General features: G+C 49.2%; 16 protein-coding genes. 1 reads left to right on the top strand and 15 read right to left on the bottom strand.

Annotated features, from left to right (window positions below; genetic code table 11):
* A partial coding sequence (zupT, locus tag V7M78_RS21480; RefSeq protein WP_333653077.1) for a zinc transporter ZupT occupies positions 1 to 503 on the top strand: 503 nt, incomplete at its 5' end.
* 108 nt (positions 504 to 611) lie between these two features.
* Here the strand turns inward: zupT and V7M78_RS21475 are convergent.
* Genes V7M78_RS21475 through V7M78_RS21405 form a run of 15 tightly spaced genes read right to left on the bottom strand, consistent with a single transcriptional unit; the run spans position 612 to position 12,303 of the window.
* Entirely contained in the window at positions 612 to 1,262 is a 651-nt protein-coding gene (locus V7M78_RS21475) for a dihydroxyacetone kinase family protein (protein ID WP_333653074.1), read from the bottom strand.
* Positions 1,263 to 1,322: 60 nt separating this feature from the next.
* Entirely contained in the window at positions 1,323 to 2,336 is a 1,014-nt protein-coding gene (locus V7M78_RS21470) for a dihydroxyacetone kinase subunit DhaK (RefSeq protein ID WP_333653072.1), read from the bottom strand.
* A 49-nt stretch (positions 2,337 to 2,385) separates the two neighbouring features.
* Positions 2,386 to 3,552: an iron-containing alcohol dehydrogenase gene (locus tag V7M78_RS21465; RefSeq protein ID WP_333653069.1), complete on the bottom strand. Its 1,167-nt coding sequence runs from the start codon at positions 3,550 to 3,552 to the stop codon at positions 2,386 to 2,388.
* Between the two features lie 11 nt (positions 3,553 to 3,563).
* Positions 3,564 to 4,289: a CoA-transferase subunit beta gene (locus V7M78_RS21460; RefSeq protein WP_333653067.1), complete on the bottom strand. Its 726-nt coding sequence runs from the start codon at positions 4,287 to 4,289 to the stop codon at positions 3,564 to 3,566.
* A gap of 11 nt (positions 4,290 to 4,300) precedes the next feature.
* On the bottom strand, positions 4,301 to 5,113 hold the full coding sequence (locus tag V7M78_RS21455) for a CoA transferase subunit A (RefSeq protein WP_333653064.1): 813 nt from the start codon (positions 5,111 to 5,113) through the stop codon (positions 4,301 to 4,303).
* Positions 5,114 to 5,144: 31 nt separating this feature from the next.
* On the bottom strand, positions 5,145 to 6,479 hold the full coding sequence (locus tag V7M78_RS21450; protein WP_333653061.1) for a CoA-disulfide reductase: 1,335 nt from the start codon (positions 6,477 to 6,479) through the stop codon (positions 5,145 to 5,147).
* 18 nt (positions 6,480 to 6,497) lie between these two features.
* Positions 6,498 to 7,622, bottom strand: a complete 1,125-nt coding sequence (locus V7M78_RS21445; RefSeq protein WP_333653059.1) for an extracellular solute-binding protein — start codon at positions 7,620 to 7,622, stop codon at positions 6,498 to 6,500.
* 21 nt (positions 7,623 to 7,643) lie between these two features.
* The gene (locus V7M78_RS21440; RefSeq protein ID WP_333653057.1) at positions 7,644 to 7,904 is read right to left on the bottom strand and encodes a EutN/CcmL family microcompartment protein; all 261 of its coding nucleotides are present in this window, start codon (positions 7,902 to 7,904) and stop codon (positions 7,644 to 7,646) included.
* The gene (locus V7M78_RS21435) at positions 7,901 to 8,557 is read right to left on the bottom strand and encodes a phosphate propanoyltransferase (RefSeq protein ID WP_333653055.1); all 657 of its coding nucleotides are present in this window, start codon (positions 8,555 to 8,557) and stop codon (positions 7,901 to 7,903) included. Before V7M78_RS21435 ends, V7M78_RS21440 begins: the two co-directional genes overlap by 4 nt.
* Before the next feature lie 36 nt (positions 8,558 to 8,593).
* Positions 8,594 to 8,893: a BMC domain-containing protein gene (locus tag V7M78_RS21430; RefSeq protein WP_333653053.1), complete on the bottom strand. Its 300-nt coding sequence runs from the start codon at positions 8,891 to 8,893 to the stop codon at positions 8,594 to 8,596.
* A complete protein-coding gene (locus V7M78_RS21425; protein ID WP_333653051.1) occupies positions 8,894 to 9,247 on the bottom strand; it encodes a BMC domain-containing protein in 354 nt (117 codons plus the stop codon). It lies immediately after the preceding gene.
* A 27-nt stretch (positions 9,248 to 9,274) separates the two neighbouring features.
* Positions 9,275 to 9,553, bottom strand: a complete 279-nt coding sequence (locus tag V7M78_RS21420; RefSeq protein WP_333653048.1) for a BMC domain-containing protein — start codon at positions 9,551 to 9,553, stop codon at positions 9,275 to 9,277.
* Positions 9,554 to 9,559: 6 nt separating this feature from the next.
* Positions 9,560 to 9,898, bottom strand: coding sequence for a BMC domain-containing protein (locus V7M78_RS21415; RefSeq protein WP_333653045.1), 339 nt, complete (start codon positions 9,896 to 9,898; stop codon positions 9,560 to 9,562).
* 16 nt (positions 9,899 to 9,914) lie between these two features.
* On the bottom strand, positions 9,915 to 11,336 hold the full coding sequence (locus V7M78_RS21410; RefSeq protein WP_333653042.1) for an aldehyde dehydrogenase family protein: 1,422 nt from the start codon (positions 11,334 to 11,336) through the stop codon (positions 9,915 to 9,917).
* Between the two features lie 10 nt (positions 11,337 to 11,346).
* A complete protein-coding gene (locus tag V7M78_RS21405; RefSeq protein ID WP_333653039.1) occupies positions 11,347 to 12,303 on the bottom strand; it encodes a class II aldolase/adducin family protein in 957 nt (318 codons plus the stop codon).
* Positions 12,304 to 12,505 lie beyond the last annotated feature (202 nt).

The raw sequence follows: 12,505 nt of genomic DNA, 5'->3' as shown, positions 1-12,505 counted from the left end.
ATGAGATACATACTGTAGAAGAAATGGATGGAAAAAGTGAATCCCATAAGGCAAATCTGATGAGAATGGGTCTGTTTACCGCATTGGCCGTAGGCATCCACAACTTTCCGGAGGGGCTGGCAACTTTCACTGCGGCACTGAGTGACCCAAAGCTGGGCGTTCCTATTGCTGTTGCCATTGCCATTCACAACATACCGGAAGGCATAGCAGTTGCCGTTCCCGTATTCTATGCAACAGGAAGCAGAAAAAAAGCCTTCCAGTTATCATTTTTATCAGGGCTTTCAGAGCCTGTGGGCGCACTGATCGGATATCTGCTCTTCTACCGGTTTTTTAATGATGTCACATTCGGATTTATATTCGCTTCTGTGGCCGGAATTATGGTCTATATCAGCCTTGATGAGCTCCTGCCTTCTGCCAGAGAATACGGAGAGCACCATCTCTCCATTTACGGTCTGATTGCAGGAATGGCTGTTATGGCTGTCAGCCTTCTGCTGTTTATATAAGTCCTTAGAAAATATAAGAAAGCACCCTCTTGCAATAAGGTGGTTCACGAACAATACCTCTTATTGCAAAAACGGTGCTTTCTTTTTTGTTTTCAGCGAGTATTTTAATCACTTTTCGGAAGAAATCTGTGTTTCAACTATTTCACCGCCCGCTACAGCCTTCATCATAAGGGCGGCAACAGCTGCCCCCGGATCCTTTAAAGAACGGGACGCTTCACCTCTGGTTGCCGCCCTTCCGTGAACAGCAACCATGGTTGTGGTATGTTCAAATCCCTCCCACGAAGCCTCTGCCGCCTTCTTAAACCCTTCTTCAAGAGACTTTCCTGCTTCCACCTCTAACTTAAGAGCCTGCACTCCGGGATGAAACCCATCCAAAAATGTCTTGTCTCCCGGTTTTGCCTTGCCCAAATCAGCCACGCCTGCTTCATAAGCCTCGAACAAAGCCACAACATCGGCAGCCGACAATTCCGTCTTTCCCTTTAAAATCTTTCCTGCCCGCATCAGACCTGCCGCCATCAAGGTTCCCATGGTGGAAGGAACCTTATTTCCCATGGTTTTTCCAGCATTGTATAAAAGCTTCCCCAAATCCGTCTCGAGTCCATCGGAAACTGATTCATAGGCCGCCAGAAATCCATCCCCCATGGTCAGCCCCAAGTCACTGTCTCCCACAATGCTGTCCAGTTCAATCAGATAATTTCGATTTTCCCCCATGATCCTGCTGATTCTTTCAAGCATGGCTATCAATTCCTGCTGGTTCATATCTGCCTCCACTCTGCCGCCTACCGGCCATCTATCATCATGACAAAGGATATCATGGTTTTACACAGTCCCCTGCTTAAAGAAGGGCGTATCAGCCGGAGCATCCAGATAATCTTTTAACTCCTCATCCATTTTCAAAAGAGAAACGGACAATCCAGCCATTTCAATGGAAGTCACATATTCACCTACATAATAGCGGTGCACTCTGATTCCCTTTTCTTCCAGAATCTGATTGACCTTTCTGGCCACAATATACTGTTCATCAAGAGGGGTTGCTCCCAGCCCGTTCACAAGGACTGCAATCTCATCTCCGGTTTTATAAGGAATGTCTTCGAGGATTTTTTCCATCATTTCCGCTGTGACCTCATCTGCAGTTTCCAGCTTGCCCCGGCGGATTCCCGGCTCTCCATGGATTCCCATGCCAATCTCCATCTCATCCTCTCTGATTTCAAATCCCGGATGTCCTACTCTGGGCACTGTGCAGGGAGTCAGGGCCACGCCCATGGTTCTTACGTTGGCAGCAGCTTTTTCTGCAATCCGTTTTACTTCCTGCAGATCCTTCCCGGCCGCGGCCGCGGCGCCTGCGCATTTAAATACAAAGAAAATACCGGCGACGCCTCTCCTGGTATTCTTCTCTCCGGGAGCCGCCTTGGGAGATGCCACATCCTCGCCTGCAACCACGCTTTCCACCCGGATGTCCTCTTCCATATCCGCCATTTCCGCGGCCATGTCAAAATTAAAGATATCTCCGTTGTAATTGCCGTAAATATAAAGGACGCCGGCTCCGGAATCAATGCTTTTTGTCACATGAAGCATCTGTTCTGCGCTGGGAGACTGGAATACATCTCCGACAGCACATCCATCCAGCATTCCCTTTCCCACATAGCCTAAAAACAGAGGAAGATGCCCGGAACCTCCTCCCGTAGCAATTCCCACCTTTCCCTCTGCCTTATTGGAGGTGACCAGGCAGCGCAAGTCGCCTGCCGCATAAGTTACGTAATTCGGATGAGCAAGATAAATCCCCTCCATCATTTCATTTACATAGTTTTCCGGTGCATTAATCAGTTTTTTCATCCTCTTCCTTCTCCTTCCCACAATATGTTACAACTTTTCTATCCACAAACTATGATTCATATGCGTTTCTATATACTTCTATAACCTGCTGGAGCTCCGGCTTAAAGGGATTGTCCTCCATACAGGAATCACGCATTGCAGTTTCTGCCAAGTCCTTAAAATCCCGGGGATTTACGTTTAAATCCCGCAGGCTCGGTGTGATCCCCACTTCTTTTGACAGCCGCCTGATACAGGCTACCGTTTCCCTCACTGCCTGTTCCCCTGTCATGGAAGCTGCTCCGGGAAGCTTTAATCCTTCTGCCACCTTCTTATACCGCTCCGCAGCCTCCGGCATACTTCCGTTAAATTCCATCACAAAGGGCAGCAAAACCGCATTGCAGATGCCATGAGGCAGGTTCATCAGCCCTCCCAGAGAATGAGCCATGGCATGAACCATACCAAGACCTGCGTTGGAAAACGCCATACCTGCGCTGTATTCCGCATAAGCCATCATTTCCCTGGCTTTCTCATCACTTCCGTCAAACACTGCCTGGGGGAGATAAGTCCTGATTACTCCCATAGCCCAAAGAGCGTCTTTATCGGTAAAGGGGGTAGCCCTTTTTGACACTGCCGCCTCAATGGCATGGGTCATGGCATCCATTCCCGCAGAGGCCGTAAGGCCCTTTGGCATGGTCATCATCAGTTCCACATCATTGACGGCAATGGTGACCATGGAATTGGGGTCCACCATGCACATCTTGGAATGTCTGGCCGGATCGGTGACAATATAAAATGCAGTGACTTCCGAACCGGTTCCCGCTGTGGTATTGACCGCCACAATGGGGATTCCCGGCTTATGGGAGCGGTTGATACCCTCATAATCTTCCACCCTGCCGCCGTTTGCCATGACAATGCTGACTGCCTTTGCCGTGTCAATGGCAGAGCCGCCGCCTACTGCCACCAGAAGATCCACTTCCAGGGCTCTGGCGGCCTCCAGACAGTCATTGACAATGATTGTGGAGGGATTGGGTTCAACCAGGTAATAGATGGCATACTCCATTCCGGCCTTAAGCAGACAGGCACCCACCTTATCTCCGGTGCCATTCTCATACAGGAAGGGGTCCGTAACAATAAGCCCCCGTTTAAACCCCCGCTTCTTAAGCTCCTCCGGCAAAAGTCCCATGGAACCCCGACCGAAAAAGCTGGTTCCTACTGCATTAATCCTTTCAAATGCCATAAAGGACCTCCTTAGAATTCTATATTTCTGAAATCACCCGGATCGATCCGTTTTAAAGCACTCAGTTCCTCCCTGGAGGGAAGAGGCGTATAGGCTACTTGAGAGAACTTTATGGGAAATCCGGTGTTTTTCCGTACTTCTTCCAAACTGGAGCCAGGGTGAATGCTTTCCAGAACCAGTTCCCCGTTTTCCATTTTAAAAATACATAAGGGAGTGATGATCCGCTCCACATTTCCCTTAACAGTTACAAAATCCACCTGGTTTACAAAGGTACGCTTATCATGCTTTGTTCTCCAGAGAACCGCTCTTTTTGCCGTTGGAATCAGTACGGCACTTCCTGCTCCCCCTGGCATTCTCACCTTTGGCTTGTGATAATCTCCGATGACCGACGCATTGACATTGCCATGAAGGTCAAACTGGATTCCGCTTAAAAATGCCATATCCAACTCCCCTCTCATAGCCAGGTCAAACACTTCCATTAAGGGGAAATATCCGGCGGAACGCTCCAAAAGCTCTGCCCCTGCGCTGGTATACCGCTTAAGCCTTGCCGGGTCCGGGTCCACTCCTCCGGGAATATTTAAATGCACTGCCCTTGGCGCATAAAGGGCCTTTGCCAGCATCAGCGCAATCATGGGCATATGGGAGGATACCCCGTGAAACACTTTTCCGCCGTCAGGTATGAGGCGGGCCATGGCGCAGACCATAATATCACAGACTCTGTATTTTTCTTCCATCATGCCAAGCCTCCTCACCCTTTATAATCGGACTTTTCAAATGCCTTCAAATACTCCCTAAGGCCCTCCAAATCCTTCAGTTCCTTAAATTTCTTCAAATTCCTTCTGTCAATGTCATAAGAACCGGGACAGGAACAAGGGACAGCCCCTTTGGGTACCCTGACCACCGCTTCCACTAGGAAATGAGGGATATCCGCTTTTTGCAGGCTTCCTGTAAAAGCCGATGCTCTGACAATGTTTTCAGTTGTCAGGATAACCCGCCTGGCTGCCCTGGAAAATAAGACATCTTCAAACAAAGGCCCTGTAATTCTGGCGTTTCCCTCTTCATCAGCCTCCTGAACGTGAATAACTGCCACATCGGGCCTTATGGCCCTCACCACCGTCACCGGTTCCCTTGTAAATGGATCTTCAACCCGTATGAAATAATCATTTGCATCAATCAGATCGCTGATTACCATTCCCTTTACAGGCATGAAACCCACTCCGTAGCTGGCAGCCCGCAGGGCAGAAATTACAGTATAACAGGCGTGTTCATTTCCCTTTACAGTTCCGCTCTCCACTGCCTTGCGGTAGTGGCCTGCCAGGGAATATTCGCTTTCATAGCTGATAAATCCGGCATCAACACTGGAAACACATCCTCCAAAACAGAGCATATCCACATCCATGGCTCCCGCCGTCTTTACCAGCTTTAATTTTCTTTTATTCTGCCGCACCAGCTCCCTCACCATTGCCATGGGGGCCCGGTGGAGCACATTGCCTCCAAGGCCAAGGATATCCCCGTCATGAATCCGGGCTGCAGCCTCCTGCAAAGATATCACCTTGCTCATAGTCTGACCTCCCTTTCTATCCTACCGGCCATTATTTTGCTGCGTTGCAGGCAATCTGAATGGCATCCCATACACCGGAAAAAGGAGGGGCATAAACCAAATCCGTCATTCCCAGCTCCGCTGTGGTCATCCTGCTATGAATTGCCACTGCAAACACATCTACCCGCAAAACAGCCCCTTTTTGCCCGCAGGTCTGTGCGCCCAGCAGCCTTCTTGTCCCATTTTCATAAATCAGTTTAATGGTAATGGGAGTTGGGTTGGGATAATAGGCCGGATGATCATTAGCCTTGATGACCAAAGTCTTGTAATCCTTTCCAAGGCGTTTAGCATCCCCTTCTCCCATTCCCGTACGCCCAAGCTCCAAATCGCAGACCTTGATAGCCGCAGACCCGAGAGCACCGATAAACCGCTCATGGCCTCCTGCCAGGTTAGCTCCCGCAATTCTTCCGCATTTGTTGGCAACTGTGCCAAGGGCCAGGAAGCTGTCTTCTTCCAAAATCTCGTTATAAACCAGAATACAATCCCCCGCTGCATATACATCAGGCAGGGAAGTCCTCATCTCCCGGTCAACCAGCAGGGCTCCGTTTTTTGCCATGGAAATCCCCGTATCCTTTAAGAATTCCGTACAGGGGCGGACGCCTGCGGCAACGATCACCAGATCTGTCTCATAAGTTCCCTGATCGGTTTTTACTCCTTTTACATAAAGCCCATCTCCGTAAAAGCTTTCTACCTTTTCTCCCGTATGTACCTTTACTCCGTTCCTTACCAGCTCTTCCTGGGCCAGAGCGGCCATTTCTTCATCAAAGGACATTAAAATTCTGGGAGCGGCCTCCAGCATGCGGACCTGTTTCCCGATGTTTAAAAAAGCTTCCGCGCATTCCACTCCAATATATCCGCCTCCCACAATGGTGACGTTTCGGATTTCCGGAAGCATGGCATATTCCCTTAAAAAGATTCCGTCTTCCAGGGTTTTCAGCACATGAACCCCTATAAGTTCTTTTCCCGGAAACGGGGGAACCACAGCCTCCGCTCCCACTGCTATCATCAGCTTATCATATGTATCCGTAAACTCCTGGCCGCTCTCCAGGTTTTTTACGAAGACCTTTTTTTCTTTCGCATCAACAGAAAGCACCTGATGGCGGAGAAATGTGGCTATGCCCATTTTGGTAAAAGCCTGTCTTGAACGGGCGATCATCTTGCGGTAATCATCATTATAGTCTCCCACATAATAAGGAAGTCCGCAGGCTCCGTAGGAAAGAAAACCGCCCTTTTCATAGACCGTAACTTCAATATCCGGATTCACCCTTCGGATTTTGGAAGCGGCGCTCATTCCTGCCGCCACTCCTCCAATTATAATAATCTTCATATTTTATCTCCTAATGAGTCAAACGGATATGACTCTGCCGATCTCTTTCCCGGCCTGCTCCATGGCTTCTTTTGCCGTCTTTCTTCCGGAAAAGGCCTCAGAGATTTTCTCGTAAAGAATCCCGTTTTTCTCCCCTGCCTTTGACAGATGGGGAAGAGGTCTTGCCAGTTCCATCATCTGAAGCTGCACCGGAAACCAGGGGCATTCCCTGATTCCTTCCTCATAGCTTGCCCTTCTCACCGGAGCACCGCTTTTCCTTCCTGCTTTCCGGTCAATCTCAGGTGACCGAAGGTATTTAAGAAATTCCTGAGCCTCTTCCTTTTTCCCGGAGCTTAAACAGATTCCAAAGGACCAGGTCACGTTCCAGGCTGTGGAAAAGGTGGAAAAACCAATATCCCACGGTTCCAGACAGCCGTCTTTAAAGACCTCTCCCATCTGACCGCTCCAGGTAACTGCCATGGCTGCTCTTTTTTCCCGGATGGCTGAAGCAATTTCCCCGTTGCCCAGGTCCTCCGTGCCGTCAACAGCATATGCTTTCAGTTCCACATAGGACTGAAGCCCCTTTACAGCATCTTCCTTTTGGCAGACTGCCAGCCCATCAGAATCATAGGCATCTCCCCCGTACATGCGAAGGAAGGGAAGGGCGTCAGTAAAGATTTCAGACTTGTGGGCCTTCATTGCCGCAGCCGGCCTTCCGGCAGCTTCCCTGTATGCCTTTGCTGTTTCTATATATTCTTGAGGAGTGATGACACTGCCAAGTTCCTTTCCCAGTACCTGGGAGAGCAGACTCTTGCGGTAAAGAACCATATGGCCGTCGCAGAAAGAAGGCGATAAATAAGTTTTCCCTTTATACTTCATTTCTTCTGCAATAACCGGAAGAATATCTTCCTCCTCAAAGTCAATTTCTGAAAGGTATCCCTTTTCTACAAAATCCCGAAGCCACAAATGGCCTGCAACCATGACAATGTCATAATCCGCTTCCCCGGCAAATGCTTTCATCATCATAGGGTAGTAATCCGCCCACGGCACTATATGAAAATCCACCTCTTCGCCGTACCCGTCTAAAATTCCCAACTCTTTATCCAGATACCCTTCCACTGCCGGATCTGCCACTGCCAAAACCTTAAGCTTTTCCTGTTTCATAAGCTCTATCACCTTCTCACTTTACTTTCCCAACTGAGGCGGCCCATCTACAATACCCACAATATAGGCATCCACCGGAGCTGAGCGGTCCAGGGCGTACTGGGTTGTATCATCGGTGGTTACCAGCACCAGTTCCCCGATTCCTGCCCCTATGGTATCAGCTGCCACAAAAATACTCTTCTTATCTCCATAATAAGGCTCTACCAAAAGCAGCTTGAACCCAACCAGGTTCCTACATTTTCTGGTGGAAACCACTGTTCCCATTACTGTTCCTAATATCACCTGGCCTCTTCCTTTCTGATGGTTACCCACTGTCCCTGCCTGATCTGGAATGCATTGGCATCATCCGTGTCCACATGAAAATCCAGCCTGCTGTTCTTGGTAACCCGGATCAGCACATGACCCAGCTCTCCGCCTTTCGGCCCTGGAACCAAAACCTTTACACGATCCTGATCCGATACCCCGAACCACAGGGCATCCTCCGGAGTCATGTGAATGTGACGGTCTGCAATGATAACCCCTTCCGTCAGCATGACATCTCCCTTCGGCCCTTTTAACAGAATTCCGGGAGTTCCCTTTAAATCTCCTGACGATCTCACGGCTGCTTCTATTCCTAAAACCCTGCAGTCACTAAAAGCCATTTCCACCTGGCTTTGCCCTCTCTCTGGCCCAAGAATCCGCACCTTGGAAAAGGTTCCCGCCGGACCGCAGACAGCCACCTGTTCCTCACAGGCAAACTGTCCCGGCTGGCTTAAAGCCTTTTTGGGGGTCAGCCTGTAGCCTGTTCCGAAAAGTATTTCTACGTGTTCTCTGGATAAATGCACATGCCTTGCCGAAATTCCTGCGGGAACCTGGAAAGGCTGTGTACTCAGCCTTTCCCAGTTCTCCAGAACCAGTGCGGTTACTTTCTGAACCAGTTCTTCCCTGTTTTCCATCGTAAGCCTCCGCCCTCAGACAATTTCCCGTTTCTTCTATTTAATATAGGAAAGGATTGTGCCTATGGAGTTATGAGGTCTTGGAATCACATGAACCGCTATCACTTCTCCCATTCTGGAAGCAGCTTCTTCTCCGGCTTCCACAGCCGCTTTTACTGCTCCCACATCGCCCTGAACCATAACTGATACCAGGCCGGAGCCGATCTTTTCTGTTCCTACCATCTCCACATCCGCTGCTTTTAACATTGCGTCTGCCGCCTCAATGGAGGCTGTAAGTCCTCTTGTCTCGATCATTCCAAGTGCCAGCATTCCCTTTTTTGCTCCTGTCTCTGCCATTTACGTTTCCTCCTTATTTACCAATTCCTCTGCTTTTGCAGAATCTTTTTTATCCTCATGTCTGTCTATCATATTTAAAAGCTTTAATACCTCGGGATGAGGGTTTTCGATGGACACAGCCACCTTTATGTTTTCCTCTCCCACCATCCGGCCGGCCTCTCCTGCTGCTTCCACGGCGGCCCGGACAGCCGAAGTTTCACCCGCCAATACTGTGTGGCACATCCTTCCTCCCAGCTTTTTATGACAGCTTACGATCTCCACATCCGCCGCCTTTAAAGCCTGGTCCACCACCACAACGGTATTTGCATAATAATTGACTTCTAAAACCCCTATGGCGTTTCGGTTTCTTTTCATGATGTCCGCCTTTGCTGATGGTGCTGATTATTTGGTTATGGGCAGGATTTTGCTGATGTCCTGATGGGGCCTTGGAATCACATGGACCGCCACCAGTTCTCCGATTCTGGAAGCCGCCGCTTCCCCTGCCTCAGTAGCCGCCTTCACTGCGCCTACTTCTCCGGTTACAATTACAGTTACGAGTCCAGAGCCGATTTTCTCGGTTCCTACAAGTTCAACGTCTGCTGCCTTTAACATTGCATCTGCCGCCTCAATGGAGGCAGTTAACCCTCTTGTTTCAATTAAACCGATTGATGTGGATGCCATATGCTGTTACCTCCTGAAATTATTTATATTTTCTTCTTCCAATTCTACCTTTGTTATATGAGCCAATGCCTTCGTCCCCTCATAGGGCTTTTCGATCATTTCCACCAGAACCTCTTCCGGCCTGTTAAACTTAAGAGCTGCCCTTTTTGCCGCCTGGCAAGCCTCTTTCACATCGTCAATTCCCCCTTCAAACTTCACCTGGGCCGTCAGGGGAATGAATGCAGTGGCATCCTTGGGGTTAATGGTGTCAATGCCAATGATTCTGATATTGGCCGTCTTGCATGCCTGATCCATGGCATAAAGCACTGCCCCATATCCTGCACATTCCAAAAAGCCGATTGCCATATGTACCTTCCCCTTCCTAGATAATACGCAGGCCGCCTTCTGCCAGCATACATCTTCGTCTCCTTGTAAAACTCCTGGCACAGGTAAGTCCTTCTCCGGTGGGCCCTGCTATTGTCATCGTGGTATGGCCCTCCCCGCCGATTCCTGCGCCCTTTAAAGTGGAACCGTTCTTTGTAAAAATGGTGGTTTCAATGATTTTCCCAAACTTCGTCATGTTCTCAACATTTCTGGAAAACATGGAAGCCGTATGGCGGTTTCCCGACTCTGCGGCCACCGCAGCCTCCACACACTCCTCAAAGGTCCTTAACCGGACAACAGGAAGGATTGGCATCAACTGTTCCACCATGACGAAGGGATGGTTTTTATCTGTCTCGCAGATCAAAAGGCGCACATCGCTGCGTCCGGTCACTCCTATGGCTTCCAAAAACAAGGCCGCATCCTTTCCCACCCACTTTTTATTCACCTCATAGCTGCCGTTTTTCTCTGTCATGGCAAACTTGAGGATTTCGCTTAACTCCATGGAATTAAGCAGATAAGCGCCTTCTCTCACCAGCTTATTCACCAGTTCGTCAGCAACCCGTTCCATGACAAAGACTTCTTTCTCTGCCAGGCACAGAATATTGTTATCAAAAGATGCTCCCCTGTAGATCTCTTTTGCCGCCAGATCGATGTCTGCCGTATGGTCTACAATGACCGGCGGGTTTCCTGCACCTGCTCCGATGGTCTTTTTTCCGGAACGAAGGAGGGCATTTACCATAGGCATTCCGCCTGTTCCCACCATAAGGCGGATTCTGGGATCAGCCGTCAGCTTACCGACAGCTTCCATGTCAGGTTCTCTCTGCATGGTGATTAAGTTTGCCGGGCCTCCGTTTTCCACAATAGCCTGATGAAGAATCTTCAGGCAGTGGGCACAGCTCCTTTTCGCCCCCGGATGGACATTAAACACAACAGAATTGCCTCCGGCTATCATGCTGATGGTATTGTTAATAATGGTTTCCGTTGGATTGGTGGAGGGAGTAATGGCTCCGATCACCCCAAATGGAGCGAATTCCTCTATCATCAGCCCTTCATCTCCGGAAATGGCATCTGTGGTCAGACACTCCACCCCCGGCGTTCCTTCAATTACAGCCATATGCTTCTGGATCTTATCCTCAAACCGTCCCATTCCGGTTTCTTCCCAAACCATCTTTGCCAGGGCTTCTGCGTAGCTTTTTGCAGTGACACGAATGGCCTCAATGATTCGCCGTCTGTCCTCCACCCGGTAACGCTCTATCCACTGGCGCTGAGCCCCATGGGCCGCTTCAATGGCATCTTCCACCCGTTCAAATACCCCGTTTTCACTTTGTGGAGAAACGTAAGAAGGCTTTACACCCTTGCTTTCTATGCCTGCAAGCACTTCCCTTACAATCATTTCTATTTCTTTTACCCCAATTTCCATAGTCTGCCTCCTAGCTTAGTCCCTCTATGACCCGTCTCACCACTTCAGCTATGATTTCCTCCTTTGCCTTTCCCAAGGCTTCTGCTCCCACCGCTTTTTGCCCCTCAGGAGCCGTAAGCCTTACCGGAGTACTGCCGCAGCCGCAGCCGGCCGGAGCCTGATTCTCTCCCGGTCTTACGATGGAGGTCACCCCTTTTAATGCAGGTGCGGTTCCCGTCTGCTCTGACGGACGGATATCTGCCGTTGAAACCACATCCCTGGCATTGGTCTCTTCCGGAGAACAAGGCGGAATTCCCCCTGCCGTGATACCCAGCTTATGGCGGATGTCCAGCAGTTTATTAACCTGGTCGCAGGAAAGAAAGTTCTGGCGTCCGATGATATTTCCTGTATACATCAATATGGTTGCATAATATTCAATGGATTCCAGCCTGTAAAATGCCTGGTAAATGTCTTTCCCCCAGGTCAGGGCTCCGTGGTTAGCAAGAAGCACTCCATTGTGAGTGTTCACAAAGGGAGCAATGGAATCTGGAACCTCATCCGTGCCCGGTGTTGCATATTTTGCAACCGGTATGGACCCAAGCCCCAGCACCGCTTCCGTGAGGACTGCGGCATCCAGGCTGATTCCCGCAATGGCAAAGCTGGTTGCAACCAGAGGATGGGCGTGGGTCACTGCCTGCACATCGGGATTTTCCTTATAAACCCGCAGATGCATTTTTACTTCTGAGGAAGGCTTCCATTTTCCCATCAGTATCTTTCCGTTTATATCCATCTTCACCAGCATATCTTGTGTCATAAATCCCTTTGACACCCCGGTGGGCGTAGTCCATATGGTATTCGGCCCTACCTTACAACTGATGTTTCCGTCATTTGAGGCCACAAAGCCTTTGTCGTACATTCGTCTGCCGATGTCCAAAATCGCCTTTTTGGCCTCAAAATCAGACATGTACTTTACGCCTTGAACTGTCATCTTATTTTACCTCCAAAGTTCAAATAACTTCGTGTTCCTTTTGTTAAAACCTTCATGTATTTCTGTTGATTCTCTATACTTCTGCACAATATCACATTATTTACTGTTGTTTTATTGTTGTTTTATCTTTGTTTTTGCTGTTTTGTTTTTATTTGTTTCATTCCTTCTTTACATTTAGTCAGAAGAATTATACAATGTACTT

Source organism: Lacrimispora sp. (assembly GCF_036758025.1).
In the GTDB taxonomy this organism is placed as follows: Bacteria; Bacillota; Clostridia; order Lachnospirales; family Lachnospiraceae; genus Lacrimispora.
The sequence above is the reverse complement of the archived record's forward strand: the minus strand, read 5'-3'. Positions and strand labels throughout refer to the sequence as shown.